Source organism: Paracoccus saliphilus (genome assembly GCF_028553805.1).
Lineage (GTDB): Bacteria > Pseudomonadota > Alphaproteobacteria > Rhodobacterales > Rhodobacteraceae > Paracoccus > Paracoccus saliphilus.
Genome location: NZ_CP067140.1, coordinates 1,094,954 through 1,121,746 on the forward strand (window position 1 = coordinate 1,094,954; position 26,793 = coordinate 1,121,746).

The following is a 26,793-nucleotide window of genomic DNA, read 5'->3' on the forward strand; positions in this document are numbered from 1 at the left end:
GGTGATGGCGCCGTTTTTTGCACGGGCGAGAAATCCTGAGGGGGGTTGTGCAGAGTTCATGGCGATAATGTCGGCGTGATGGCATCCTCTGGTTTCGATCAGTGTGACAGGCGAGCCATGCGCTTTTCGGCGCATGCCGAAGGATGCTCACGAAAGGGTCATGCAACCGAGGGAACTGCTCCGCTTGCTGTCTGTTACTGTCTCGGAACAGAACGAAGCAAGTGAGGACTGCAGATGCGCCGGATCATCCATAATAGCACCGCGATTGCCGCCTGCCTGTCGCTTTTGGCACCGCATCTGGCAATGGCTCAGACCCATATTCCCGATGACATGTCGAAAAAGCGCTCTGAGTTTGACGTAATCGCGCAAGCAGATACCGAAATCGAACTGCCGATCGAGGAGGATGCGGCAGGGCAGACAGACACTGAAGCTGAAGCGTCGGTCGAAGCCGAAACGGCAGAGCAGACTGATGCCGAGACCGAGGCGTCGGTCGAAGCCGAAACGGCAGAGCAGACCGATGCCGAGACCGAGGCGCCGGTCGAGGCCGAGACGGCAGAGCAGACCGATGCCGAGACCGAAGCGCCGGTCGAGGCCGAGACGGCAGAGCAGACCGATGCCGAGACCGAAGCGCCTGTTGAAGCCGAGACGACAGAACAGACTGACGCCGAAGCCGAAGAGCCGATCGCTGGTGAAGAGGCTCCGGCCGCGAAGCCAGCCAAAGCCGCGGAGCAGGCGGCCGAAAAAGACGGCGGCGATGTCACGCAAGATGATGCTCGCCCTGCGCCCAAAGGCAAGCAGGGCCAAGAGAAGGCAGAGGAGAGTCAGCCGAACGAAGAGGTGACCGAGCAGGAAGAGCAGGCTCCGGCCGCGGATGCCGCTTCGGCGCCCGAAAGTTCCGAGACCGCGGATGAGGACGCGCTGGCCAAGGCTTTGGCCGAACAGGAGGAAACTGCCGAGGATGCCCCTGAAGATGCCTCGGAGCCGGAAACTGAAACTGAAGCCGACGCTGATGCCCAATCCGAAACTGAAGCTGAAGCGGATGTCAGCGGTGAAGTCCGTCTGACGGATTCGGAGGCTGCAGCGAAAAGATCAGAGAACATGTCTGGTCTCAGCAAGGTCTTGCAGGGCGAAGCCGAAGCGGGGATGAGTGTCGATCAACTGACCTGCCTGTCCGGTGCGGCTTATCCCTGCACGGATGGTGGCCCGGTCATGACCCCGCGAGGTGTCGTGTTGGAGGCTCAGGAAGACGGAAGTTTCATGTTGGCCCGGGCTCGGGATCAAATGTATCGCGTGAACAAAGAAGGTGAGTTGGTCCAGCGCGCCGCAGAAGAGGGCGGCGTCGAGACCGAGGCTGCCAAGGAGGCTGCCACAGCGACCGAAGCACCCACTGCCTCGGCCCTGACCGCGGAAAGCGGCGAAGGTGAAGTTGTGGAGCAGGAGGTGACTGAAGAGAACAGCCGTTCCTCTGCAGAGGATTTCGAGACCAACCTGCGCGATGCATTGTCCGCCGATGCCGACCAGGACTCGCAGGAGCAGACAGCGGGTTCAGACGATGACGACAACGACTTGACCAAGGCTCTGCTTTTGGGATTGGGGGCGGTTGCGGTTGGCTCGATGCTGAACAATAACCGCGAGGTCGCGCTCAGCTCGCCGGATCGGGTTGTCGTGACGCGCGCCGATGGTAGCCAGGAAGTCATCAAGGACGAGGTCGCCCTGCTGCGCCAGCCCGGTTCGACCGTTTCAACCGAGAATTTCGATGATGGCTCGTCCCGGACCGTCGTGACGCGTTCCGATGGCAGCAAGATCGTGACTATCCGCGATGCCGATCTGCGCGTCCTCCGCCGCACGCTGGTCTCTGTCGATGGCAACTCGACGCAGCTGATCGATGACACCACGGGCGTCGAGCCGGTCAATATCGCGGAGCTGCCCGATCCGGCGGCTCCGGTGCAGACGGGCGATGCCCCGTTGGATGAAGAGCAGCTTCGGGCCGCCCTGCAGCGGGAAGCCAATATCGACCGCCGCTTCACTCTTGGCCAGATCCGCAACATTCCCGAGGTGCGGGCATTGGTGGCACCGGTCAATATCGATGCGATCACCTTCGAAACTGGCTCGGCGGCGATCAAATCGGACCAGGCAAAACAATTGTCGATGCTTGGGAAAGTCATTCAGCAGTCAATCAGCGAGAACCCGCGCGAGATGTTCCTTATCGAGGGCCACACGGATACGGTAGGAGATGCAGCCATGAACCTCGCCCTGTCGGATCGGCGTGCTGAATCGGTGGCGCTTGCTCTGAGCGAATATTTCGACGTGCCGCCAGAGAACCTTGTCGTCCAGGGTTATGGCGAGCAATATCTGAAAATCCGCGCGGAAGGTGATATCCGGTCCAACCGGCGCGCCTCGGTGCGGCGCATCACGGAATTGCTGCAAACCTCCGAGTGACGCATTCGAAGAGGTGTCAGAATGAAAACGACCCGGGCAATTTTGCCCGGGTCAGGCTTTGACAAGCCATGAGGTGTCCGAAAGCGCTTCATGCGCACTTGGCGTCCTTCACGAGGCGCAGGATCATCGGAGTCAGGATCAACTGCATGGCCAGATCCATCCGCGGTCCCGGAATGACGATCGAATTGGCCCGGCTCATCCAGGAGCCCTGGATCATCGAGATCAGATAGGGGAAATCGATTCCCTTCGGATCGCGGAACCGGATTACCACGAGGCTTTCATCGGCTGTTGGAATCCAGCGGGCGATGAAGGGATTCGACGTATCCACCGCCGGCACGCGCTGGAAATTGATATCGGTCTCGGTGAATTGCGGACAGATACAATGCACATAGGCGTGCATCCGGCGCAGGATCGTGTCGGTGACGGCCTCGGTCGAAAAGCCCCGGCTGGCCTTGTCGCGATGGATCTTCTGAATCCATTCCAGGTTCATGACCGGCACTACGCCGATCTTCAGGTCCGCCAGTTCGGCCAGGTTCACGTGGTCATTGACCACTGCGCCATGCAACCCTTCGTAGAACAGCAGGTCCGAGCCGTCCTCGAAAGGGGCCCAATCGGTGAACTTGCCGGGAGATGTGCCCCATCTCTTGGCCTCGGCGTCGTCATGGACATAGTGCCGGGTTTCGCCACGACCGGTCTTGCCATAGACGCGGAACACCTTTTCCAGCCTTTCCAATTCGTTGGCGTCATAGCTGAAATGACTGAAGGTCTGGTCGCCCTCGGCCTGGCGGCGGGCGAGTTCCTCTTGCATCGCCATACGATCATAGCGGTGGAAGGCGTCGCCATCGATGCTGACGGCATTGATCCCTTCGCGACGGAAAATCTGGTCGAAGGTGCTCTTGACCGTGGTGGTCCCCGCACCCGAGGAGCCGGTAACCGAGATGATGGGGTGTTTCCTGGACATGGGTGTTCCTTTGGATCAGGCGCGGAAAAATCCGCGATTACTGATGAGGGCGAACGCATCTTGCGCAGGCAGGTGATGATAGGTCGCGACGCGGGCGTTCTTGTCGGGTTGAATGCTGAAGATTGTGCCGATTGAGGTATTCACATCGATATCGGACGATCCGTCCGGCAGGTCGATGGCGAGAGAGAGGGGCCCCGACAGTCCGCCCATCGGAATACGCGAAGACAAGTGGCAGGCCACATGGCACAGCATGGTAACCGGCTTTTCCGGATGCGCGGGAAACGCGCACCCGCCCAGGTTCTGGATCTGCGCCATGGACTGAACCTCCCCTTTCATGTCCGTTGCGCAGTTTGCTATTCCATTCCGGGGTGACAGGAAATTTTAAAATTTTTCCGTGGCGCTGAGAGAAATGAAGTGTCTGCTGGATAGGATCGTACTGAAACAGTTACCTGCGCTTCGGGCGCTGGCCGATCACGGAACGATTGCCGTCGCCACAAAAGCGGTTGGTCTTGTGGCGCAGGCGGGAGTATATAATTGAAAAATATTGTAAAAAACTGGTTCTTCATGTGTTGAATGCGAGTCTGGCGAAGGTAGGCTGATCTCTCGGAAACGGGCTATGCTGCTCGCCCATGGCCGAATCCAGGCGGCAATGACCCGCGCATTGGCCGAAGCGGATTCGCTGAACATCGGGACCTGTGGCAATTTGCCGCTAGGGGTGTGACCTGCAAATATGTCCTGTCCGAGATCATCGCGCTGCGAAAGTTGGTCGTCAGGAGGTCGGAAAACGAGCAACGTCCGACGTAAGCCTCTGCCGTCGGTCGTGAACCCCGTCAAGTTTGTGTCGGCTCGTGAAACTGTCAGGAACAGCAAGGCAGGCAAACGCCCTGCGAATCAATGGCATTTTTGCGGTTGAATGACCTGGGGAGAATTTAAGTGAGAGGCTGGACAACGACCCAAGCGGGACTCGTTACGGCTGCTTCCTTCCGGACCTGACCGGGTTGGCGAGGCGCCTGCCCGCGCCAACCTCTCGCCCCCTATCTAAGCGGCGATGCGCCGTGATGCAACCCCGCCATGAGGCAGGATGCATGAGGTTTCATGCACGCCCGACAGGCAATGACACGCCCTGATGTCGATGATTCCGGCATCGGGGATATATGCGCGGCGGATCGGCAAGAAACTGCGGATCAGAAAGTGATTCCAGGGAAACATGCCATAAAGGATAGGCTCTCAAGAGAGATGAAACAGTCCATAAACGTCCTATTAACATGCAGTGGATTGTAGCTATGCTGACGACGTGGTTGAACAGTTCGCCAAGAATGGATTATCAGCAGCCGGGCGTGGCGTATATGCCGCAGCATTCCGGTAGGCGATCTGGACGGTCCTTTATGAAATTTTCCACACGTATCGATGCGGAGATGTCGGCTCCGCAATTGTTTGATAAGGTCAATGATTTCAACCGGCTCGAGCAATTACTGATCCAGCGCGGTGCGAGCGTGTCGCGGATCGACCCCGCAGATGAGCCCGGCACGGGAATGGGCTGGAACATCGCCTTCGATTGGCGCGGGAGGGAGCGGACGCTGCGACTGGAAGTGGTGCGGTACGACCGTCCCGAGCGGGTGATCATGACAGGGCTGTCCGAGGCACTGGAATTATCGATCGATTCGACCGTCATTGCGTTGAGCCAGACACGCTCACGCCTCGTTTACGAAACCGATATTCGTCCGCGCAACATGCGTGCCCGGCTGATGCTGCAGACGGCCAAGCTGGGCAAGGCGCGGCTGGACCGTCGCTTCGAGACGCGAATCAAGGAACTCGTGGGCGAATTGGGGGGGCTGGGCTGACCCCCCGGTCTCGGTTCCGCGATCACTGTCCCTGTGTCTTCCGCAACGGATCGGCCGGATAGACGCCTAGGATGTTCAGCATCGAAGTAAAATAGCTCAACTCGTCCAAAGCGCGTTGGACGGCCGGATCCTCGGGGTGTCCCTGGATATCGGCATAGAACTGCGTCGCGGTGAAGACGCCATCGACCATGTAGCTTTCCAGCTTTGTCATGTTCACGCCATTCGTCGCGAATCCGCCCATCGCCTTGTAAAGCGCGGCGGGGATGTTGCGGACCCTGAACACGAAACTGGTCATCATGTCCTCGGCCCGGCGGCTTTGATCGGGTTCTCGCGACATGAGCAGGAAACGGGTGGTGTTGTTCTGCCGGTCCTCGACCTCATCCGCCAGACGGTCCAGCCCGTAGATTTCGCTCGCCAACGGAGCGGCAAGCGCTGCCAGCGACCGATTGTCGCGGGAGGCCACTTCTTTTGCCGACCCGGCAGTGTCCGCGCCGGTGATCCCGTGAATGCCGTGATCGCGCAGAAAATTGCGGCACTGACCCAGCAACACGGGATGGCTCATCGCCTCACGGATCTCGGACAGCGGTGTACCGGGCAGGGCGAGCAGGCTGATATGAACCCGCACGAATGCCTCGTCGATGATATGCAGGCCGGATTCGGGTAGCAAATGATGGATATCCGCGACCCGGCCATAGGTCGAGTTCTCGACTGGCAGCATGGCCAGATCGGCCACTCCGGCGCGCACCGTTTCGATCACGTCCTCGAAGGTTCGGCAGGGCAGGGCCTCCATATCGGGGCGCGCTTTGCGGCAGGCTTCGTGGCTGTAAGCGCCGGGTTCGCCCTGGAATGCGATGCGGTTGGTGGTCATGTCGGCGCTCCGATGTCCGAAATTTAGCAGTCGGCAAGGTAACTATACCTTGATCCCGGAAAGCGAAAGCGGATAGACAAAGCCGGAATTGACGAGCTTACCAATCGGGGACCGCACGCGATGTTCGATACTATGACCGTGACGAAGGCAGCCGGGGCGCTGATCGGCGCACTTCTGTTTCTGCTTCTGGCTAACTGGGCGGCGAGCAGCCTTTATCACGTTGGCTCTGGCGGTCACGGCGAAGGGGAAGAGCATGCGCAGGCATATTCCATCGAAGTGCCCGAAAGCGAAGAGGGCGGCGAGGCCGCGGAAGAAGAACAGATCGATTTCGCCGCGCTGATGGAAGCCGCCGATCCCGCCGCCGGCGAGAAGGCGTTCGGCAAATGCAAGGCTTGCCACAAGGTTGATGGCAGCGACGGCGTCGGCCCGCATCTGAACGGTGTGGTCGGGCGTGACATGGCGTCGGTCGGCGGTTTCGCCTATTCGGACGCGATGGTCGCTCATGCCGAAGAGGCGCCGCAATGGACGCCCGAGGCGCTGCAGGAATTCCTGGCCGATCCCAAGGGCGTCGTCAGCGGCACCAAGATGACCTTCGCCGGCCTGAAAAAGCCCGAGGACCGGGCCAATCTGATCGCCTATCTGCAAAGCGTTGAGTAAGCTCTCCCATTGCATGTATCGAAGGCGCGGCATGGTCCGCGCCTTTTTCTTTGCGCTTGTGGAATGTGTTCACGAAAACGCTGCTTGATCATCGGGCGGCTACTCGCCTAGCGTAACGGCCAACCATTCGCTGCAGGAGTCCGTCGATGCGTCATCTCGCCCTGATTGTCGCCCTTGCCCTGGGAACCGTGATTTCACCGGCCCTCGCGCAGGATCCGAGCAACGATGACGAGAATATCATCAGATCCCACGGCATCACCTATTTCGGCGAGCCGCAACTGCCGGCGGATTTCAAGCATCTTCCCTATGTGAACCCCGATGCGCCCAAGGGGGGCGAATTGTCGCAATACGGGATAGGGGGCTACGACAGCTTCAATCCCTACACCTTTCGGGGGCGGGCCACGGCACCAAGTGTCATGGCGATTGAAGATCTGATGATACAGGTCGCGGACGATCCTTTGGCCAGCTATTGTCTGCTATGCGAAACCATCGAATATCCCGAAAGCCGCGATTGGGTGATTTTCAACCTTCGGCCCGAAGCGGAATTCAGCGACGGCACTCCGCTTACCGCGGAGGACGTGAAATTCACTTATGACATGCTGCGTGAAAAGGCATTCTCGTCCTATCGCACAATGCTGAAGGAATATGTCGAGCAGGTAGAGGTGCTCGATCCGCACCGTGTCCAGTTCACCTTCACGCCAGAGGCTCCGCGCCGTGACGTGATCTCACAGATGGGGGGGATGAGCGTTTTCTCGAAAAAGGATTTCGAGGAAAACGGATATGATCTGACACAGCCGACGAAGAAGCCGTTCCTTGGTTCCGGGCCCTATGTTTTCGAGCGGCAGGATTTCGGACGGTCGATCACCTTGCGGCGGAATCCTGACTATTGGGGCAAGGATTTGCCGATCAATGTCGGGCGACATAATTTCGATACGTTGCGTTTCGAGTATTTCGACGATTACGACGCTGCCTTCGAGGCATTCAAGGCTGGTGTCTATACATTCCGCGTCGAAGTCTCCGATCAGCATTGGGCGACACGCTACAACTTTCCGGCCTTCGACAATGGCGATGTCGTGAAGGAGGCCATTCCCAACGGCAGCATGGCAGATGCCGATGCCTGGGTGTTCAACCTGCGGCGCGAAAAATTCCAGGATCCACGCGTGCGCGAGGCCATTGGGCTGATGTTCAATTTCGAGTGGAGCAATAATTCGCTGTTCTACGATCTGAATAGCCGGGTCACGTCGCTATGGGAGAATACAGATCTGAAGGCCACGGGCACTCCGTCAGAAGCGGAACTGGCTTTGCTTGAGCCATTGGCAAAGGATTTGCCTGAGGGGGTGCTGACCGACGAGCCGGTGACGCCGCCGGAATCCGGCGCGCGACAGTTGGACCGCAGGAACATGCGCAAGGCGGCGGCCCTGCTGGACGAGGCTGGCTGGAAGACCGGCAGCGACGGGATGCGCCGCAATGACAAGGGCGAGACGTTGAAGGTCTCGTTCCTCTATCACAACCAGAGCATCGAGCGTTACACGACTCCATTCGTCCAGAACCTGCGCACGCTCGGCGTTGATGCGGTGGCCGAACGGGTCGATCCGTCAGAGGTGACGACCCGCACCCGCTCCCATGATTTCGACGTGATCGAGACGACACTGGGCGGCGCCTATGTCTTTGCGGGCGGGATGGAGCAACATTACGGTTCGGAGGATGCGGATGACGTGTTCAATCCGATGGGGCTCAGCAACCCTGCGGTGGATACACTGATCGAATATGGGCAGAAGGCGACTAGCCTCGAAGAAACCAATGTTGTCATCAGCGCACTTGATCGGGTGATGCGGGCGCTGCGTTTCTGGATTCCGCAATGGTACAAGCCGGACCATCTGGTGGCCTATTACGATTATTACGAACATCCCGAGGAATTGCCGCCTCATGCAATTGGCGTGACGGATTTCTGGTGGGCGAACCCCGAGAGACTGGAAGAACTCAAGCAGAAAGGCGCGCTGCGATAACGGGCAAGTGGCTTGATTTCCGAGACATGATTGCCCAGAAGACGTGACAACCGAACAGGACCGCCAAGGTCCGCAATGTCCCAAGGGGCGGGCAGAAGGACAGGCTGATGGGTGCCTATATCCTGCGGCGTTTGCTGCTGATCATCCCCACGCTGATCGGCATCATGCTGGTCAATTTCACGCTGACGCAATTCGTGCCCGGCGGCCCGATCGAACAGATCGCGGCGCAGGTGCAGGGCGAGGGCGATGTTTTCGCCAATATTTCGGGCGGCGGGAACGAGGCCGGTGGCGAAGAGCTTTATAAGGGCGCATATGGCCTCCCGCCCGAATTCATCGAAGAGCTCGAGAAGGAATTCGGGTTCGACAAGCCCCCGGTCCAGCGCTTCCTGATGATGATGGGCAATTACCTGCGTTTCGATTTCGGGGAAAGCTGGATGCATGGCCGGGATGTGATCGATCTGGTGATCGAAAAGCTGCCGGTGTCGATCACGCTTGGCCTGTGGTCCACATTGCTGGGCTATCTCATCTCGATCCCTCTCGGGATTCGCAAGGCGGTCAAGGACGGGTCGCGCTTCGACAGCTGGACCTCGGGCGTGATCATCATGGGCTATGCGATCCCGGCCTTCCTGTTCGCCGTGATCCTGATCGTGCTGTTCGCGGGCGGCAGCTATTGGAAGATCTTTCCACTGCGTGGCCTGACCAGCGGCGAGGCGATTTTCTCGGAACTGTCCACCTGGGGCAAGATCAAGGATTACATCTGGCACGCCGCCCTGCCGGTGATCGCGATCTCGATCTCGGCCTTCGCGACCCTGACGCTGCTGACCAAGAACAGTTTCCTGGACGAGATCAACAAGCAATATGCCATGACCGCCCGTGCCAAGGGCCTGACCGAGCGCCGCGTGCTTTACGGGCATGTTTTCCGCAATGCGATGCTGATCGTGATAGCGGGTTTTCCGGCGACCTTTTTGGGCGCGTTTTTCGGCTCCTCGATCCTGATCGAGAACATCTTCACGCTGGATGGGCTTGGGTTACTGGGTTTCGAGGCCGCGGTCAGGCGAGATTATCCGCTGATTTTCGGGACGCTTTACGTGTTCGGCCTTCTCAGTCTGATCGTCGGGATCCTGTCTGACCTGGCCTATGTGCTGGTCGATCCCCGGATCGACTTCGAGTCGAGGGATGGCTGATGGCAATATCGGAACTGAACCGTCGCCGGTTGCGCAATTTCCGCCGCAATGGCCGGGCCTTCTGGTCCCTGGTGATCTTCACGGTCCTGTTCGTCATTGCGATGTGCGCCGAGTTCGTCGCTAACGACCGGCCGATCGTCGTGAGCTATCAGGGCGAATTGTATTGGCCGGTCACGCAGTTCTATCCGGAAAGCACTTTCGGCAGCGATTTCGAGACTGAAGCCATCTATAGCGATCCGGCGGTGCAATGCCTGATCGTGACGGGTGGCCGCGAGGCTTGCTGGGACGAGCCCGAGGAACTGATCGCGGCGGTGAAAAACGGCTCCAGTGATGTCCCCGAGGCCGAACAGGGCTGGATGATCTGGCCGCCGATCCCCTATCATTACAGGACGATCAACGATGTGGGCACGGTCCCGAGCGCGCCGGACGGGGATCACCTGCTTGGCACCGACGACACCTCGCGCGATGTGCTGGCCCGGGTGATCTATGGGTTCCGGACCTCGATACTGTTCACGCTGATCGTCACGGTGGTGGCTTCGAGTCTGGGGATCGCGGCCGGGGCCATACAGGGGTATTTCGGCGGGCGCACCGACCTGATCTTTCAGCGGCTGCTGGAGATATGGGCCTCGACGCCGGGGCTTTACGTCATCATCATCCTGTTCGCGATCCTGGGGCGAAGTTTCTGGCTGCTGGTCTTTGTGACCATCATCTTCGGCTGGCCGGCACTGGTCGGGGTCGTGCGGGCCGAATTCCTGCGCGCGCGGAATTTCGAATATGTCCGTGCAGCGCGTGCGCTTGGCGTCTCGGACCGCAAGATCATGTTCCGGCATATCCTGCCCAACGCCATGGTCGCGACGCTGACCATGCTGCCCTTTGTCGTGACCGGAACGATCAGTGGTCTGGCGGCGCTGGACTACCTGGGCTATGGGTTGCCTGCCTCTGCGCCATCGCTCGGGGAACTCGCGTTGCAGGCAAAGCAGAACCTGCAGGCGCCATGGCTGGCCTTTACCGCCTTCTTTACCTTTTCCATCATGCTATCGCTCCTCGTCTTCATCTTCGAGGGTGTGCGGGATGCATTTGACCCCCGGAAGACGTTCAAATGAGTGCCGACGCGGAAATCCTCTCTCCCCCTGCGCAATCTGCGAAGCCCTCGTCAGATGCCGTGCTGAGCCTGCGCGATCTGCGCATCGGTTTTCGACAGGACGGGCAGGTCGTGCCAGCCGTGAAGGGGGTCAGCTTCCACATCAACCGGGGCGAGACCGTGGCATTGGTCGGCGAATCCGGTTCGGGGAAATCGGTGACGGCATTATCCACAGTGCGGCTTCTGGGCGACTCGGCGATGATCGAGGGCTCGGTCATTTACGAAGGGCGCGAGCTGATCAACGCCCCGGACAAGGTTCTGCGTGACATTCGCGGCAACGATATCAGCTTCATCTTCCAGGAGCCGATGACCTCTCTGAACCCGCTGCACACGCTGGAAAAGCAGCTTTCCGAAAGCGTGGCCCTGCATCAGGGGCTGACCGGAACCAGGGCGCGGGCGCGGATCGTGGAGCTTCTGAACCGTGTCGGTATCCGTGATCCGGAGACGCGCCTGGCCGATTACCCGCATCAGCTTTCGGGTGGACAGCGACAGCGGGTAATGATCGCCATGGCTCTGGCGAATGGCCCCGATCTGCTGATCGCGGACGAGCCGACGACGGCACTGGACGTGACCATCCAGGCCCAGATCCTCGATCTGCTGGCGGAATTGAAGGAGGCAGAGGGACTCAGCCTGCTTTTCATCAGCCATGACCTTGGCATCGTGCGCCGCATTGCCGACCGGGTCTGCGTGATGAAGGATGGCGAGATCGTCGAACAAGGTCCGGTCGAGGCGATTTTTGCCGATCCGCAGCATGATTATACCAAAAAGCTGTTGGGAGCCGAGCCAACCGGTTTTGCCGATCCGATTTCCTCGGATGCAGAGGTGATGGTCGAGACGAAGGACCTGAAGGTCTGGTTCCCGATCCAGCGCGGATTACTGCGCCGTGTCGTGGGGCATGTGAAGGCGGTAAACGGCGCGAGTTTGACATTGCGGTCGGGCGAAACCCTGGGTGTCGTGGGCGAGTCAGGCAGTGGCAAGACGACCTTGGCGATGGCCATCATGCGGCTGATCGAAAGCGACGGTCCGATCCTGTATATGGGGCAGGATATCGCGGCTTGGGGGGGCAAGCAGCTTCGCCATCTGCGCCGCGACATGCAGATCGTCTTCCAGGATCCCTATGGCAGTCTTTCGCCGCGCATGACCATCGAACAGATCATCGCCGAGGGGCTGGGCGTTCACGGTGTTGAACCGGGCCGTGATCCTGGCGAAATGGTCGCCGAGATCATGCTCGAAGTCGGACTGAATCCCAAGATGATGCATCGCTATCCGCATGAATTCAGCGGCGGCCAGCGGCAGCGCATCGCCATCGCCCGCGCGATGATCCTGCGCCCGAAGGTGGTGGTGCTGGACGAGCCGACATCGGCGCTGGACATGACGGTACAGGTTCAGATTGTGGATTTGCTGCGCGGATTGCAGCGGAAATACGGCCTGACCTTCCTGTTCATCAGCCATGACTTGCGCGTGGTCCGCGCCATGTCGCACCAGATCATGGTGATGCGCGCGGGCGAGGTGATGGAGCAGGGACCTGCGGCCGAGATCTTCGATCACCCGAAAACCGATTATACCCGTGCCTTGCTGAAAGCAGCCTTTCCCGACCGAGATCAATGAAGATACTGTTCGTACATCAGAACTTTCCCGGCCAGTTCCCGCATCTGGCTCCTGCGCTGGTGAATCGCGGACACGAGGTTCTCGCGCTGACGGATGCCAATAACAAGAACCCGTCCCCGGTGAACACGGTTCGCTACAAGGAACCGAAACCGGTCGAGAGCGACGGCATCCTGGGTCGAGGCTATTCGATCAACGCCGAGAGGGGCCTGATGGCGGCGCGCGGGGCACGGGCGCTGCGCGACCAGCATGGCTTCGTTCCCGATGTCATCATCGGACATTCCGGTTGGGGCGAGACGCTGTTCCTGCGCGAGATCTGGCCCGAGGCGAAATTGCTGATCTATGCCGAGCTGATGTATCGCACCGAAGGCGCGGATGTCGGTTTCGATCCCGAATTCGCAGCAGATAGTCTCGAGGCGCGTTTCATGACCGTGGCGCGCTCGGCCCATCTGATCCAGGGGATCGTGCAGGCGGATGCGGCCATCGCGCCCACGCGCTACCAGGCCGACAGCTTCCCGCCCGAATTGCGGCAGAAGATCACCGTGATCCATGACGGGATCAATACGCAGCGCGCCCGCCCCGATCCCGATGCCAGCCTGACATTGCCGAATGGCCGGGTGCTGAAGGCCGGTGACGAGGTGCTCAGCTTTGTTTCGCGCTCGCTGGAACCTTACCGCGGCTTTCATATCTTCATGCGGGCGTTGCCCGAAATGCTGGCTGCCCGACCGGAGGCGCAGGTGGTGCTGGTGGGCGGTGACGGCGTCAGCTACGGCAAGGCGCCGGGGGATGGGAAAAGCTGGAAAGACGTGATGCTGGCCGAACTGGGCGACCGGCTCGATTTGGACCGGGTGCATTTTGTCGGGCGGCTGCCTTACGGGCAATATATGTCCCTGATCCAGCTTGCCCGCGTGCATTGCTACCTGACCTATCCGTTCGTTCTGTCCTGGTCGCTGACCGAGGCCATGTCCGCCGGGGCCTATATCGTCGCCTCGGATACCGCGCCGGTGCGCGAACTGATCCGCGACGGCGAGAACGGACGGCTGGTACCGTTCTTTGACGTGCCGGCGCTTTCTTCGGCCCTGATCCGCGGTCTGGAGGGCGATCCGGAGGGCGAGACTCTTCGTCGTGCAGCCCGGCAGACCATCCGTGACGGATATGACCTGCAACTTCAAAGCTTGCCGAGGCAAATCGAGTGGGTGGAAAGCTTTGATCCGATGCGCTAAACCCTGCCGGCTGGCAGATGAGGCAAATCATGGTCGAGATCAGGCTGACGAATACCCGCACGCGGAAGAAGGAAATCTTCACCCCGCTGGATGACCGGAATATCCGCCTCTATCTCTGCGGACCGACGGTTTATGACCGGGCGCATCTGGGCAATGCGCGGCCGGTGCTGGTCTTTGACGTGCTGGTGCGGCTGCTGCGGCATGTCCATGGCGCGGGCCATGTGACCTATGTGCGCAACTTTACCGATGTCGAGGACAAGATCAACGATCGCGCCGCGGCGACCGGCCGGACCATCCACGACATCACCGAAGAGACGATTGGCTGGTATCACGACGACATGGACGCCCTCGGTGCCGACCGTCCGGATCACGAGCCCCGCGCGACCGATTATATCACCCAGATGGTTGCCATGATCGAAACCCTGATCGCGCGCCGCCACGCCTATGTGGCCGAGGGGCATGTGCTGTTCGACGTGCGTTCCTTTCCGGAATACGGGCGGCTGTCCGGGCGCTCGGTCGATGACATGATCGCGGGCGCGCGGGTCGAGGTGGCGCCCTTCAAGCGCGACCCGATGGATTTCGTGCTGTGGAAACCGTCGGATGCCGATACGCCCGGTTGGGACAGTCCCTGGGGGCGTGGGCGCCCGGGCTGGCATATCGAATGCTCCGCCATGTCGGCAGCGCTTCTGGGGCCGTCATTCGACATTCATGGCGGCGGCATCGACCTGCAATTTCCGCATCACGAGAACGAGGTCGCGCAAAGCTGCTGCGCCCATCCCGATGGCGATTTTGCGCGTGTCTGGCTGCATAACGAGATGCTGCAGGTCGAGGGCAAGAAGATGTCCAAATCCCTGGGCAATTTCTTTACCGTGCGTGACTTGCTGGACCGCGGTGTGCCGGGCGAGGTGATCCGCTTTGTCATGCTCTCGACCCATTACCGCAAGCCGATGGACTGGACCGAGACCAAGGCACAAGAGGCCGAAGCGGTGCTTCGGCGCTGGCGTGGGCTTGTCGCGGATGTCGAGCCCGCCTCGGAGCCCGCAACTGCGGTTGTTCAGGCGCTTGCGGACGATCTCAACACGGCGGGCGCCATCGCGGTTCTGCACGATCTGGCCGGGCAGGGGGATGCGCCCGCATTGCTGGCTTCGGCCCGAATGCTGGGGCTGCTGCTGCCGCAGATGGGGGCATGGGCCGAAGCGGGCGAGGATGCGGCGGGTCTGATCGAGGCGCTGCTGGCGGCCCGGACCGAGGCCCGCAAGGCGCGCGATTTCGGGCGGGCCGACGCCATTCGCGACGGTTTCAAGGCGGCAGGGGTCGAGGTCAAGGATACGGCGCAGGGCGCGGAATGGTCGCTGACGGCGGGCTATGACGCGGCGAAACTGTCCGAACTTGCCCGTTCGGTCGGCGCGTGACACTGGAGGCCTGCACCGAAACCTTGCGTGAGCACGATCCCGGCCGTTTCGGGGCAGTGCTGACGGCCGCGCCGGAACATCGACCGGCGCTGGTCACGCTTTATGCGCTGAATCTCGAGATCGCCCGCGCACCGTTTCAATCCGCCGAGCCGATGCTGGCAGAGATGCGGCTGCAATGGTGGATCGACCGGCTGGCCGAGATGGGGGACGGCACTGCTCCACCCCTGCATGACGTGTTGACACCGCTATGGGATGCCTGGGGCACGCGCGCCGGTGATCTGGCCGCATTAGCCGAGGCGCGGCGGCGAGATTGCGAGCGTCAGGCCTTTTCGTCTCCGGCACAGGTTGTCAGCTATGTCGAAACGACGGCGGGGGAATTGATGTGGCAGGCGGCCTCGGCACTCGGAGTACCGGTCGAAGCGCGTGAGGCCGTGGCCGATCAGGCGCTCGGGGTGGGGCTGGCCGCATGGCTTCGGGCGCTGCCACAGCTACAGCCAATGGGACTGGGGCTCGCCGATGCACAGGCCGAGCATGCGCAGGAACTGGCCGGGATTGGCCGCGAAGCGTTACGCCGGGCGGCACGCGGCCGCAGGGCTGTTCCGAAATCAGTGGCTGCGGCACTTTACCCCGGTCCCCGCGTGGTCTCGTTTCTTGCCGAAATCGCCGAGGGCAAGGTCAACTGTTTCAGTCAGCAAATTGAAATAACGCCATTTCAGCGCCGCGCGTCATTGGCCTGGCTTGCCTTGACCGGTCGCTGGTGGCGATAATGGGCTAGCCCGAGGGCCCGGAAATCCACAATGAACATCGCGTTCCGCTCCTCACAGTGAAACCGTCCGTTCCTTCTTCTTCATGCAAATATCCTCGGGGGGTGCCGGGGGGCAGACAGCCCCCCGGCCATCGCGGGACGCAATCGCGAATCCTTCCCGACAAGACAAGGCAATCATTCCGCCCGACAGTATCAGCGCATATACTTGATGAACCGCGTCTGTTTCCCGATCCGGTCATAAAGCAGCCGGGCGGTCGCGTTACTGTCTTCCGTCAGCCAATAGGTCTGAGCCGCCTCATGACGGTCGGCCTCGGCATAGACCGCCTCGATCAGCGCGCGCCCGACGCCCTTGCCGCGGATATCCGGATCGGCGAAGAGGTCCTGAAGGTAGCAGCGCGGATTCCAGTCCGAGGTGGACGGCTGAAAGAAATAATGCGCGAATCCGCAAAGCCTGCCGTCAACCTCTGCCCCGAAACCGAAGGGTTCGCCGGTGCCGGCGATCAGCCGGTCCCAGAGGCGCTCCGTCACCCGTTCCTCGACGCTGCGCTTGTAGAACCGGTTATAGCCCTGCCAAAGCTGGTTCCAGTCCTCCTTGTCGCCCGGGGTGAGACGACGGATGCCAACTGCTGTCATATTTCTTCACCGCTTGCTCATTGATCCGATGCCGAGGCTATCCCCGAAACGGGAGCCGCGGCAAGGCCGGTTGAAACGCTCACAAACCCTCTTCCCATCCCGGCGTCCATGTGGAAGGAATTGGAACAAGAGACCCCGAACGGGCGCAACAGGGACGGCAGAATGGCGAAACGTGGAATGGATGCCGAGGCAAGACAGGGCTTTACCCTGATTGCGCCACCATTCCTCTATGCGCTGGCGATTCTGGCCGCGCCGATCCTGACAATCCTCAGCTACAGCTTCCTGACCGATGGCTATCTCGAGGTGGTCAGCGAGTTCACGCTCGACAATTACCGGCAGGTCTGGACCGATCCGATCGTGCGTACCGTGATGCTGCGGTCGCTGATGGTGTCGGCTCTGGTGACGCTGGTCACGGTCGTGCTGGCCTTTCCCGTCGCCTATTATGTCAGCTTCATGGTTCGGCCCGAGCGGAAATCCATGTGGCTGTTCCTGATCACAATTCCCTTCTGGACCAGCTACCTGATCCGGGTGTTCCTGTGGAAGGTAATCCTTGGCTATAACGGTGTCATCAACTCGTCACTAACCGGGCTTGGCATCATCGACGAGCCGCTGACCTTCATCCTGTACAACGTCAACTCCATCGTGCTGACGCTGGCCCATGCCTATGCGCCCTTCGCGATCCTGCCGATCTTCGTGGCGCTGGAGAAGATCGACCGGTCGCTGCTGGAGGCGGGGAGGGACCTGGGAGAGAACCGGATGATGACCTTCTGGCGGGTGACGTTGCCGCTGGCGATGCCGGGGGTGATCGCGGCGGTGCTCATCGTCTTTATCCCGACCATCGGTGATTACGTCACGCCCGAATTGATCGGCGGTGGCAAGATACCGATGATCGCCAACCTGATACAGGTGCAGATGCTAGCGCTGGACAACCGGCCGCTCGGCTCGGCGCTGGCGGTGACGGCGATGCTGGTCGTGGCGGTGGTCAGCCTGCTCTTCCTGGCGCTCAACCGCCGCTTCCTGAAGGTGAAGCAATGAGCGGCGGGCGGTTCCGGGGCGGAGGATTGCGCGCCTATACGCTGCTTTACCTGTTGTTTCTTTATGCGCCGATCCTGCTGCTGCCACTGTTCGCCTTCAACTCGGGCACGATCATCGCCTTTCCTCTGAAGGGGTTCACCACCGACTGGTTCGTGCAGATGTGGGGCAATGCGACACTGCGCCGGGCACTGACGAACTCGCTGACCATCGCCGTGTCGGCCTCGGTCCTGGCGACCTGTTTCGGCATCTTCGCCGCCCGCGCCTCCACCCGTTTCGAGTTTCCGGGCAAGACCGGCATCATGGGCTTCATCATGCTGCCCATGGTCCTGCCCGAGATCATCGTCGCCATGTCCCTGCTGGTCGTGCTGCTGGGGATCGGGGTGGAATTGTCGATCCTGACGGTGATCCTTGGCCATACGCTAATCTGCATGCCCTACGGGATCGCGATCCTCTCCACCGCCTTTGCCAGTCTCGACCGATCACTGGAAGAGGCCGCCTATGACCTGGGCGAGACAAAATGGAGCGCCTTCCGCCTGATCACCCTGCCGCTGGTGATGCCGGGGATCATTTCATCGCTGCTGATTTCCTTCACCATCAGCCTGGACGAATTTATCATTGCCTTCTTCCTGGCGGGGAACGAGCCGACATTGCCGACCTATATTTTCAGCCAGCTGCGTTTTCCCAAGCAGATCCCGATGATCATGGCGCTTGGCACCGTGCTGGTGGCGCTGTCGATCATTCTTCTGGCGATTGGCGAATATTTCCGCCGCCGGGGCATCGCCCGGATTGGCGGCAAGGATAGCGGAGGCTTTCTGTGAGCGACGACCAAAGGCCGATGATCGAATGCCGAGACGTGCAGAAATACTATGGCGATTACCATGCACTGCGCGGCATCGACCTGAGCATCCGCGAAGGCGAGTTCTTTTCCCTGTTGGGGCCGTCGGGTTGCGGCAAGACCACGCTTCTGCGCGTGATCGCGGGTTTCGAGGATATTTCCTCGGGCGCGGTGCTGATCGATGGCAAGCATATGGAGGATGTACCGGCGAACAGGCGGCCCACCAACATGGTGTTCCAGTCATATGCCATCTTTCCGCATCTGAGCGTAGCCGAGAATGTCGCCTTCGGCCTGCGTCGTGATCCTCGTTCAAAGACCGAAAAGACCGCGATGGTGGACGAGGCTTTGGAGATGGTCGGCCTGAAGGGTTATGGCGCGCGGGCGGCTCACGCATTGTCAGGGGGGCAGCGGCAGCGGGTGGCGCTGGCACGTGCGCTGATCCTCAAGCCCAAGGTCCTGCTGCTGGATGAGCCCCTGTCGGCGCTGGATCGCAAGATGCGCGAGCAGATGCAGGTGGAACTGATCAAGCTGCAGCGGCAGGTCGGCATCACCTTCGTGCTGGTCACCCATGACCAGGAAGAGGCGCTGGTCATGTCCGACCGCATCGCTGTGATGTTCGAAGGCGAGATCGCGCAGCTTGACGAACCCGAGATGCTTTATGCCCGACCCGCAAGCCGTCGCGTGGCGGATTTTATCGGCGTGATGAACTTCCTGCCCGCGCGGGTTTTGAACGAGCCGGGTGACGGTGCGACGGTGGATGTTCCGGGGCTTGGTGTCGTGGACTTGCCCGAAGGGCAGATCAGCCGGGCCGATGCCGATGACAGCGGTCCGATGGTTGGTTTCCGTCCCGAGACCATGACCTTGTTGGGGCCCGGCCAGTCCAGTCAGCAGGCCCGAGAAACTGGCGCGGTGATCGACGAGGTCGTCTATTACGGCGACATGACCTATTACGACCTGCGTTTGGACGGTTCAGCCCGTCTGGATGGCAAGGCAAGGACGGTACGAATCTCGATGCGCAATGTCTTTGGCCGCGATGTTCCCTGTGTCGGTACGGCCGTGCGGCTGGCATGGTCGCCCGGCTCGCTGGTGCTGTTCCGTTAACCTGACTTCAAGCTTTCGGTCCTATCACCCTCCGGCGGCGATATACTGAGGGTGGATTGATACGGAATGATGAACGCCTTGCATATCGACACGCTGAAATTCTCTCGCAAGCTGGTCGCAGCGGGTATGGCCCCCGCCGCGGCAGAGGCGATTGCCGAGGCTCTCATCGACGTGGATACCAGCGAACTGGCCACCAAGCAGGATCTGGGCGTGCTGAAGCACGAATTGAAGCAGGATGTGGCCGATGTAAGACAGGAGCTGACCGTGGTGAAGCAGGACATCGCTGCCGTGAAGGCCGAGCTTCAGGCGCAAATCCATGCGTTGAAGGCTGCGACGAAGGCTGATCTACGCGATCTGGAAAATCGGTTGGTCATCAAGATGGGCGGGATGATGGTCGGAGCGCTTGCCATTCTTACTGCGCTGATGCGACTGGTGCCGCCGACATAGATCACTCTATGCCTCCTTGAATTTTCTTTGGTAGATTATTGTAAATAATTCTATAACTTGCCTCAATGCGATGCCGGAGCTCGTCTTCGGGGCTGTCCAGCGGCAGGGCAACCCAACTGCGGTGAAGATAGCGGGCGGGTTCGGCCACCCCCGCCTCGATCAGCATTTCGGCTGTCTCGACATCATCGGTCTTGACCGAGACAGAGTCGTTGACCGCACCGGTCACCGCGAACATCTTGCCACCGACTTTCCAGCAATCATGCCCACCACCCCAGGGATCGGAATGTTCGGTACCCGGCAAGGCGGCGCAGATGCGGTTGACACTGTCACGGCTCATTCATTGCCCTCGCGGCGTTTCAGCCGGATCAGGATGCCGTCACGGCCGCGAACGGTCAAGCGTGCAACGGGAATGGGCCGTGCGCGTCCCGTCGACAGGTGGAACGCCGCGGTGATGCGAGCGAGCATGATGACACCCTCGAGCATCGCGAATCCCGCGCCGGGGCAAACCCGCTGACCGGCCGAGAACGGAATGAAGGCGTCGCGGGCGCTGGCCTTGCCCTCGGGTGTTTCCCATCGGCCAGGGTCGAAATCGTCGGGGCGCTGCCATAGCCGTTCATGACGGTGTAAATGCCACGGAGAAAGCACAAGCTGCGCGCCAGTGGGAACTGGCCGTTCGCGAAAAACCTCGGGCTGAACCGTCTCACGAACCATCATCGGCACCGGGGGATAAAGGCGCAGCGCCTCGCGGAATACCGCACGCGTCACCTTGAGTGCCGAGACCGCGCTGAAGTCCTTGGTCAATGCGTGTCCTTCGGCAGCAACGCGATCCTGCCATTCCGGATTGGCGGCAAGCAGCCAAAGCGCCCAGCCAAGGGTCGAGGCGCTGGTCTCATGCCCCGCCAAAAAGAAGATCGCCACCTGATCGACCATTTCCGGGGCGGTGAAACATTGCCCCGTTTGCGGGTCAGGCGTCGTCATGATCTTGGTCGCCAGATCATCCGGGGCGGTGCCCTTCCTAATGGCTTCCATCCTGCGGGCTACCAGTTCCTCGATAAGCTCGCGAATCTCGGCCGCCGTTCGCAGGGTTCGCGCCGAATGGAGGCGCGGCAACCAGCGGGGCAGAGGCACCAATGCGGCAAGATTCACGATGGGCTGGGCATCCTGATGGGACTTGAAGGCGCGAAAGACGCGAGAGGCGATCTCGTGCTCGATCGGTAGGGAGAACAGTGCACGGAAGATCACGTCGGCGGCGGCATGGCTGGCCTCGGGCTCGATATCCATCTCGCCTTCGGCCAGGCGCGCCAGCGTGGCATCAGTGGCGGACCAGATGGCGGGAAAGCTTTCACGCAACCGGCCGCCCTCGAAAGCCGGGTCGATGATGCGGCGCTGATGTTTCCATGTTTCGCCATTGGTGACGAAGATCGATTCCCCGAGGAGCGGGGCCAGCCCCTCGCGTAGCCGATCCGATTTAGGGAAATCATCGGGACGTTCCTGCAGGATCAGTCGGACCAGTTTGGGGTCGTTGCACAGGAAGCTGTGGACCAGCGGGTTGCGATACTCGGCCATCCAGGCCCGGTAGAGACGCTGGGGCAGGGCGGAGAGCAGATCCCGCCTGAAGCCGCGAACAAGGCGGACAAGCGAGCCGCGCCCCTTGGCGCTGTCCGGCTTGGGGGCGATCATTTGCGTTTACCCGGACCGGCGGCAAGGGTGATCCTGCCCGGCGATGGTTTACGGTTCGCGAAGCGTTCCGACATTGGCATCGGCCCTCCGGTTATCGCGAAATAATCGTAATCATGCGGTTGATCGAACGCGCAGAGATATTGGAAATGCCGCCGGAACCAACGCCAGCGCATGGCCTTCTGGCGCTGCGGGGAGAGGGTCTGGCTGAAGGCGGCGGAAACCACCAATGGCCAGCGCTGATCCGGTCCGGCGACGCCGGTGACCGCCACGGGATCGCACAGACCGAAACAGCAGGCATCTCCGGGGGCCGTGACATCGAGCCAGAATATCTCTGACCTTTCCGACAGATATGCCAGATCATCATGCAGGCGATCCGCCCGGGGAAGGAAGGACGCCATCGGCACGACATGGCCAAGGCTCAGCAATGCCAGCTTGGGGCCGTCGGCTGGCAGACGTCCGGATCGGATGACATCGGCGAGCAGCGAAACGGCCAGATAGGCTCCCGAGGAATGGCCCACGACCAGAACCTCGTCCACATCCTCGGCCAATGCCGCGGCCAGCTTGTCTCCGAATTCCGCCAGCCGTGCTTCCAGTCCGGCCGGATAGGCCCCGCGATGCTGCGCGGTGAAGGCGTAATCATGCATCAGGTAATAGGCGAAAAGGCGATTATCGAGCCGTCGGAAGACCAGCAGGAGGCCCCAGGCTACAGCCAGGGCAAATGGCAACCCGGCCCACCAGCTCAGTAGATGCGACAACAGCCACCCCGCCAAGGCTCCGGTCAGGATCGCGAGCAGCGCTTGCATCAACAACATCACGATCGGATAGAGCGCCGCCAGCACCGGACCGCGCCGCAGCCGCATCAGCCGGAAGAGCGCGCCGGTGCCGATATAGGCCCAAGCGGTGGCGACAAGCTGTCCATAGGTCCCCAGAATGCCGCGGCGCATCGAATCCTGAACCAGATCAGCCCAGACAAGGACCTCGAACTGCGTCTCTGCAGAGCCTTCGGGGAAGTTGCCACGGGATTGCCAGCCAAATCCCGGTTTATGCGATTGCGGCACGATCTCGATCTCGTAGCCGGAGATTGCCGCCTGCACCGTCGATTCCTTACGGAACAATTCGCGGTAGCGGCGGGGCGGGACAGGATCAAAACCCGGAATATACAGAACTTTGCGACGGAAGGGGCGAAACATGATCAGGCCTCGAAAAACCAGCGCAGGATAAGCGAATTCTGCTGCGCAGCAACCCGTGCGCACGCAAGAATCTGCTACCGGACGCTCCATCGCGAAAGGTTTCGACCGGTTACCGCCAGTTGCCATTTTAGCCGGGCAGGCATTGATGAGCTGGTGAGGCGGAGGACGGAACCCTGGGCCGCCGTCTGCACCGTCCGCCCATCTCCAGCGGGGCCATCTTGGCTTCGAAACCTCGCGCGCTTCCCTACTGGGCGGCGTTCCAGCTTAGCGATTCATACTTTCTGGTTGCGAAGTTTATCAAAACGCTAATGACGATGAGAACCAGCGAGAACCAGATGGCATACATGTAACTGGTTTTAACCGGGTTGTAATTGATAAAGGCATAGCCGCGGAGCTGGTCGATGATATGAAAAAGCGGGTTCCAGTAAAAGAATACGAGGATCGCGTTTGGGAGAGCATTGGCGACCATCATCTTTCCAGATGCGATCATGCTAATTCTTCGGTAAACGGTTGACAGGAGGCCCGCACCCTTTGGCGCCCACGCGCTAATTCCCAGGAAAAACAACCCGGTTGCCAGCCCGGCCAGCCAGGCCAGAACAAACATGGCCGCGCATCCAACGGGATCGACCAAGTGTACGGGGTTAAACATGACATGGTAAATCGAAAGTAGCACTATCACACTGAGGGTCTGACGATATAACTCGGCCAAGGCCGCAGCCATAACCAAGACCAACGGTGTGAGCGGGCGGTGCTTCATGAGCGGATTTCCGATCTTATAGGCACTTGAAACCGCCCCGACACATTTCACATGAAGCATAAATGGACAAACGCCGGAAATGAGAAAAAGCATGAAATCTGCCCTTATGGGTGATGACCTCACGCCCAATATCACAAAGAACAGGCCGAAAACTGAAATAAAAACAACCGTCTGCATGATGCTGAGCAGCAGGCCGATCAACGCATTTCGATGCTCTTGCCTGAGATTGTAGACAGTTTGATGGTGGATCAATGCTAGAACGCTCGTAGTGGCGCCGACAAAGTTCCGATTTTTTTTGGTCGCAAACATTGAACTCGATCTTCCTTGAAATGACTACGATCACCACCTGCCAATGGGCCCAGAATACGTTTTTTCATGTCAATGTCGAGCCGAGTAGACAGCGGTACGGCGGATGGTTGCGCGTTCTGAGACGGCAAACCTCGCTATCAGACGATCACCAGAATCCAGACGTGATCGAGGCGTGGCGGTTCGGCCAAGAACCCCACCTAAATGATGGTTTGGGATCAGTGCGGGTTCTTGGCAGGCGTGGATAGCTCCGTGCCTTGTTAACTGCTGCGAGTAGGATTAACACCATCCCGCGGGGTAGGCGACATGTTGGGCCGCAAGTTGGGAGCGGACCGGCAGCCGATCGCGACGTTATTTCGCCACGGCGGAAAAGAGAACTGGCCAGTAGGCATTCCCAAGCGCGAGGTCAGAGCAGTGCTCGCCTCAGGGCTGAAAGCTACGGTTCGAACAATCGTTGGAGGATGGATGACTAAACGAGGAATCAGCATTAGAACGGTTCGCGGCGCATCGGCTTTCCCAGAAACAGGTGATCTTGATGCCTTTGACATGAACTTTTCTCTGCCACTCTTTGAGCCAATTGAGGATCAGATTCACAAAACCCAACAACTGGGAAAGCAGCCGCTTTGGGACGGTTATTCGGATTTGCAGCGCTATGGGCGTGATGTTGGGCCGAATGCAGAGCGGTCTGTGAAACAGGTGCGATCAACCCCGGAACTTTGCCGATTCTATGCGTGGCTTGTTACACAGAAGCGCCCTCAGGCGGTGCTGGAATTCGGAGCTGCTTTCGGGGTGAGTGGCATGTATTGGCTGGCGGGACTCGAAGCGAATCAATCGGGCCATCTATACAGCTTTGAGCCCAACGAGGTCTGGTTTGATATAGCTTGCGAAAATTTCGCCGCAGTCAGCTCGCGCGCAACATTCACAAATGGAACGTTTGAGGATGGCGTTAAGGATGTGCCGCGGCATGTGGACATCGCATTAATTGATGCGATTCACACACGAGATTTTGTTGTTTCACAATTCGCACTTGTAAAGCAGGTTGCTCGACCCGGGGCATTGATTATCTTTGATGACATCAATTTTTCCCGCGATATGCGGCGCTGTTGGCAGGAAGTGTCTTCCGATAGCGATTTGGCCGCCGTTTGGGAACTGAACGGCCGCGTGGGCATGATCGAACTTCCATCATAGGGGGCAGTTCCCAAGCTCATCTTTGATCTCCCTGTCATTGATGATGCGCGAAGTATGACGGCATGGATCGTCCATAGCGAGCGGCCACGGGAATTTTATGTTTGCTCCCCGTTAAAGCAGGATAAATTATCACGCATCCGCAAGCGAGATCATCGAGCGAAACTTCGCGCTGCCATCAGCCATGTCGGGCGATCTCTCAGGGAAGGTGAAATAGACTGAAACCAGAGCAGAGCTGCAAACCGGACATATTGAAAACCAGCTGAATGCTGGTCGGGGCGAGAGGATTCGAACCTCCGACCTACGGTACCCAAAACCGTCGCGCTACCAGGCTGCGCTACGCCCCGACGAACGTGCTTGTAGCCGATCATTTTGGCGGGGGAAAGAGCTAGCTGCACGGCCAAGCGGCGTTTGTCTGGTCCAGTTGCAAGGTTGCCATGGGCTGCCCTGTCACCAGGCCCAAGCGGGCAGCCTCGCCGCCACCGATCTCCAGGATCAGCTTTCTCTCGGGATTCGGATCATCGGCTGTGGCGCCGGGTATGGGGGTCTCATCGAGGGGCCGCGCATTAGGATGAATATGGCGAATCGTTCCGGTCGCATCCATGAAGATCAGATCGAGTGGGATGAATGTATTCCGCATCCAGAACGCAACCTGTCGCGGCCTGTCATAAACGAACAGCATGCCACTACCGGGGGCCAGGGTCTTGCGAAACATCAGGCCCTGCGCCCGCTCCGCAGGACTGTCGGCGATTTCGACGGTGAAATCGACGATTCCGCGATCCGTCAGGATCGCTACGCGATCATCTTTGCAAGCGAAAGAAGGTTCCGCTGCCGCAGGCAGGTAAAAGGCCAGCCAAGCGACAAGAAAACCCGCAAGCAGCCGTAATCCGGCTGATTTATTCGGCTGCACGCGACAGGACCCAGTCCCGCAGATCGTCATTCTGTTGCGTGGAACTGGGGAAAAGTTCAACATTCGTCGGCTGGATCGCCTTGTCCCAACTGGTCACCTGCGCGGCCATAAGCCCCCGCGGCCCTTCGACCACGCGCAGGCCGATGGCCTCGCCCAGAACCAGGTCGGAAAAACCGGAATGCCGCAGGACTTCGATGTGAACGAAGACATCGTCGGAATGGCCGAAGATATTCGCAAAGCCGAAGCCCTTGGCCTTGTCGAACCATTTCACGCGCGCGGGCTGTAGCGGGAGGGAATCGAGTTGCCGGATAATGTCGGCATCGAGATCCTCGATCGGCGGGGTGCCGTCACCTTCGGGCGGACTGATCTCGAGCACCTCGGTGGCTTGCAGGCCGCGCGCGGTAGACTGAACCTGCACGACGACACGCGAGTGATCCGCCACGGAACTGCGACCAAAATTGCGAAGCACATTGGCGTGCAGCAAGATATCGGCACCGCCGTCATCATTGACAATGAAACCGTATCCCTTGGTCGGGTCAAACCATTTGACCAAACCAGAAACAAGCATATTCTCCATCTCGTCCGTCTTCATATTCTACACCGTTTCCGCG

At 59.9% G+C, this 26,793-nt stretch carries 25 protein-coding genes, 1 tRNA gene and 1 other RNA gene; 15 read left to right on the forward strand and 12 right to left on the reverse strand.

What is annotated here, in order from left to right:
* Positions 1 to 234 precede the first annotated feature (234 nt).
* Positions 235 to 2,439: an OmpA family protein gene (locus JHX88_RS05100; RefSeq protein WP_076525829.1), complete on the forward strand. Its 2,205-nt coding sequence runs from the start codon at positions 235 to 237 to the stop codon at positions 2,437 to 2,439.
* An 88-nt stretch (positions 2,440 to 2,527) separates the two neighbouring features.
* On the opposite strand, the gene JHX88_RS05105 is transcribed toward JHX88_RS05100, so the two are convergent.
* From JHX88_RS05105 to ffs, 3 genes are all read right to left on the reverse strand, one after another.
* Positions 2,528 to 3,400 carry a phosphoribulokinase gene (locus JHX88_RS05105; protein WP_076525831.1) on the reverse strand — a complete coding sequence of 291 codons (873 nt, stop codon included), beginning with the start codon at positions 3,398 to 3,400 and terminating at the stop codon, positions 2,528 to 2,530.
* Between the two features lie 15 nt (positions 3,401 to 3,415).
* Complete coding sequence (locus JHX88_RS05110; RefSeq protein ID WP_076525833.1) at positions 3,416 to 3,715, reverse strand: hypothetical protein; 300 nt, start codon at positions 3,713 to 3,715, stop codon at positions 3,416 to 3,418.
* A gap of 617 nt (positions 3,716 to 4,332) precedes the next feature.
* Positions 4,333 to 4,429: signal recognition particle sRNA small type (gene ffs, locus JHX88_RS05115), an RNA gene on the reverse strand.
* Between the two features lie 356 nt (positions 4,430 to 4,785).
* Between ffs and JHX88_RS05120 the strand changes: the two genes are divergently transcribed.
* Positions 4,786 to 5,241, forward strand: coding sequence for an SRPBCC family protein (locus tag JHX88_RS05120; RefSeq protein ID WP_076525835.1), 456 nt, complete (start codon positions 4,786 to 4,788; stop codon positions 5,239 to 5,241).
* A gap of 22 nt (positions 5,242 to 5,263) precedes the next feature.
* Here JHX88_RS05120 and JHX88_RS05125 read toward each other — a convergent pair whose 3' ends face one another.
* Entirely contained in the window at positions 5,264 to 6,109 is an 846-nt protein-coding gene (locus tag JHX88_RS05125; protein WP_076525837.1) for a prephenate dehydratase, read from the reverse strand.
* A gap of 120 nt (positions 6,110 to 6,229) precedes the next feature.
* Between JHX88_RS05125 and JHX88_RS05130 the strand changes: the two genes are divergently transcribed.
* The 8 genes from JHX88_RS05130 to JHX88_RS05165 all read left to right on the forward strand — a co-directional run bounded on the left by JHX88_RS05130 (position 6,230) and on the right by JHX88_RS05165 (position 16,104).
* Positions 6,230 to 6,766: a c-type cytochrome gene (locus JHX88_RS05130; RefSeq protein WP_076525839.1), complete on the forward strand. Its 537-nt coding sequence runs from the start codon at positions 6,230 to 6,232 to the stop codon at positions 6,764 to 6,766.
* Between the two features lie 146 nt (positions 6,767 to 6,912).
* Positions 6,913 to 8,772, forward strand: a complete 1,860-nt coding sequence (locus JHX88_RS05135; protein WP_084203107.1) for an extracellular solute-binding protein — start codon at positions 6,913 to 6,915, stop codon at positions 8,770 to 8,772.
* A 107-nt stretch (positions 8,773 to 8,879) separates the two neighbouring features.
* Complete coding sequence (locus JHX88_RS05140; RefSeq protein WP_076525841.1) at positions 8,880 to 9,956, forward strand: microcin C ABC transporter permease YejB; 1,077 nt, start codon at positions 8,880 to 8,882, stop codon at positions 9,954 to 9,956.
* On the forward strand, positions 9,956 to 11,059 hold the full coding sequence (locus JHX88_RS05145) for an ABC transporter permease (protein WP_076525843.1): 1,104 nt from the start codon (positions 9,956 to 9,958) through the stop codon (positions 11,057 to 11,059). Before JHX88_RS05140 ends, JHX88_RS05145 begins: the two co-directional genes overlap by 1 nt.
* Entirely contained in the window at positions 11,056 to 12,705 is a 1,650-nt protein-coding gene (locus tag JHX88_RS05150) for an ABC transporter ATP-binding protein (RefSeq protein WP_076525845.1), read from the forward strand. Before JHX88_RS05145 ends, JHX88_RS05150 begins: the two co-directional genes overlap by 4 nt.
* Complete coding sequence (locus tag JHX88_RS05155; RefSeq protein ID WP_076525847.1) at positions 12,702 to 13,925, forward strand: glycosyltransferase; 1,224 nt, start codon at positions 12,702 to 12,704, stop codon at positions 13,923 to 13,925. Before JHX88_RS05150 ends, JHX88_RS05155 begins: the two co-directional genes overlap by 4 nt.
* 29 nt (positions 13,926 to 13,954) lie before the next feature.
* Positions 13,955 to 15,337, forward strand: a complete 1,383-nt coding sequence (gene cysS, locus JHX88_RS05160) for a cysteine--tRNA ligase (protein WP_084203109.1) — start codon at positions 13,955 to 13,957, stop codon at positions 15,335 to 15,337.
* On the forward strand, positions 15,334 to 16,104 hold the full coding sequence (locus tag JHX88_RS05165) for a squalene/phytoene synthase family protein (RefSeq protein ID WP_076525851.1): 771 nt from the start codon (positions 15,334 to 15,336) through the stop codon (positions 16,102 to 16,104). Before cysS ends, JHX88_RS05165 begins: the two co-directional genes overlap by 4 nt.
* A 191-nt stretch (positions 16,105 to 16,295) precedes the next feature.
* On the opposite strand, the gene JHX88_RS05170 is transcribed toward JHX88_RS05165, so the two are convergent.
* The gene (locus tag JHX88_RS05170) at positions 16,296 to 16,736 is read right to left on the reverse strand and encodes a GNAT family N-acetyltransferase (RefSeq protein ID WP_076525853.1); all 441 of its coding nucleotides are present in this window, start codon (positions 16,734 to 16,736) and stop codon (positions 16,296 to 16,298) included.
* Between the two features lie 162 nt (positions 16,737 to 16,898).
* Between JHX88_RS05170 and JHX88_RS05175 the strand changes: the two genes are divergently transcribed.
* From JHX88_RS05175 to JHX88_RS05190, 4 genes are all read left to right on the forward strand, one after another.
* A complete protein-coding gene (locus JHX88_RS05175) occupies positions 16,899 to 17,771 on the forward strand; it encodes an ABC transporter permease (RefSeq protein WP_076525928.1) in 873 nt (290 codons plus the stop codon).
* On the forward strand, positions 17,768 to 18,589 hold the full coding sequence (locus tag JHX88_RS05180) for an ABC transporter permease (protein WP_076525855.1): 822 nt from the start codon (positions 17,768 to 17,770) through the stop codon (positions 18,587 to 18,589). The genes JHX88_RS05175 and JHX88_RS05180 overlap by 4 nt, the downstream gene beginning before the upstream one ends.
* 17 nt (positions 18,590 to 18,606) lie before the next feature.
* Positions 18,607 to 19,707, forward strand: coding sequence for an ABC transporter ATP-binding protein (locus JHX88_RS05185; protein WP_176011434.1), 1,101 nt, complete (start codon positions 18,607 to 18,609; stop codon positions 19,705 to 19,707).
* A gap of 66 nt (positions 19,708 to 19,773) precedes the next feature.
* Positions 19,774 to 20,154, forward strand: coding sequence for a DUF1640 domain-containing protein (locus tag JHX88_RS05190; RefSeq protein WP_076525859.1), 381 nt, complete (start codon positions 19,774 to 19,776; stop codon positions 20,152 to 20,154).
* Position 20,155: 1 nt separating this feature from the next.
* On the opposite strand, the gene JHX88_RS05195 is transcribed toward JHX88_RS05190, so the two are convergent.
* From JHX88_RS05195 to JHX88_RS05210, 4 genes are all read right to left on the reverse strand, one after another.
* Entirely contained in the window at positions 20,156 to 20,491 is a 336-nt protein-coding gene (locus JHX88_RS05195) for an MmcQ/YjbR family DNA-binding protein (protein ID WP_076525861.1), read from the reverse strand.
* A complete protein-coding gene (locus JHX88_RS05200; RefSeq protein WP_076525863.1) occupies positions 20,488 to 21,834 on the reverse strand; it encodes a cytochrome P450 in 1,347 nt (448 codons plus the stop codon). The genes JHX88_RS05195 and JHX88_RS05200 overlap by 4 nt, the downstream gene beginning before the upstream one ends.
* On the reverse strand, positions 21,831 to 23,024 hold the full coding sequence (locus tag JHX88_RS05205) for a hypothetical protein (RefSeq protein WP_076525930.1): 1,194 nt from the start codon (positions 23,022 to 23,024) through the stop codon (positions 21,831 to 21,833). Before JHX88_RS05205 ends, JHX88_RS05200 begins: the two co-directional genes overlap by 4 nt.
* Positions 23,025 to 23,268: 244 nt before the next feature.
* The gene (locus JHX88_RS05210; protein ID WP_076525865.1) at positions 23,269 to 24,090 is read right to left on the reverse strand and encodes an ABC transporter permease; all 822 of its coding nucleotides are present in this window, start codon (positions 24,088 to 24,090) and stop codon (positions 23,269 to 23,271) included.
* 303 nt (positions 24,091 to 24,393) lie between these two features.
* Between JHX88_RS05210 and JHX88_RS05215 the strand changes: the two genes are divergently transcribed.
* Positions 24,394 to 25,275, forward strand: coding sequence for an O-methyltransferase (locus tag JHX88_RS05215; protein ID WP_084203111.1), 882 nt, complete (start codon positions 24,394 to 24,396; stop codon positions 25,273 to 25,275).
* A gap of 267 nt (positions 25,276 to 25,542) precedes the next feature.
* On the opposite strand, the gene JHX88_RS05220 is transcribed toward JHX88_RS05215, so the two are convergent.
* From JHX88_RS05220 to JHX88_RS05230, 3 genes are all read right to left on the reverse strand, one after another.
* Positions 25,543 to 25,619, reverse strand: a tRNA-Pro gene (locus tag JHX88_RS05220).
* Positions 25,620 to 25,660: 41 nt separating this feature from the next.
* On the reverse strand, positions 25,661 to 26,182 hold the full coding sequence (locus tag JHX88_RS05225) for a DUF192 domain-containing protein (RefSeq protein ID WP_272848193.1): 522 nt from the start codon (positions 26,180 to 26,182) through the stop codon (positions 25,661 to 25,663).
* Complete coding sequence (locus tag JHX88_RS05230) at positions 26,169 to 26,774, reverse strand: cold-shock protein (RefSeq protein ID WP_076525871.1); 606 nt, start codon at positions 26,772 to 26,774, stop codon at positions 26,169 to 26,171. The genes JHX88_RS05225 and JHX88_RS05230 overlap by 14 nt, the downstream gene beginning before the upstream one ends.
* Positions 26,775 to 26,793 lie beyond the last annotated feature (19 nt).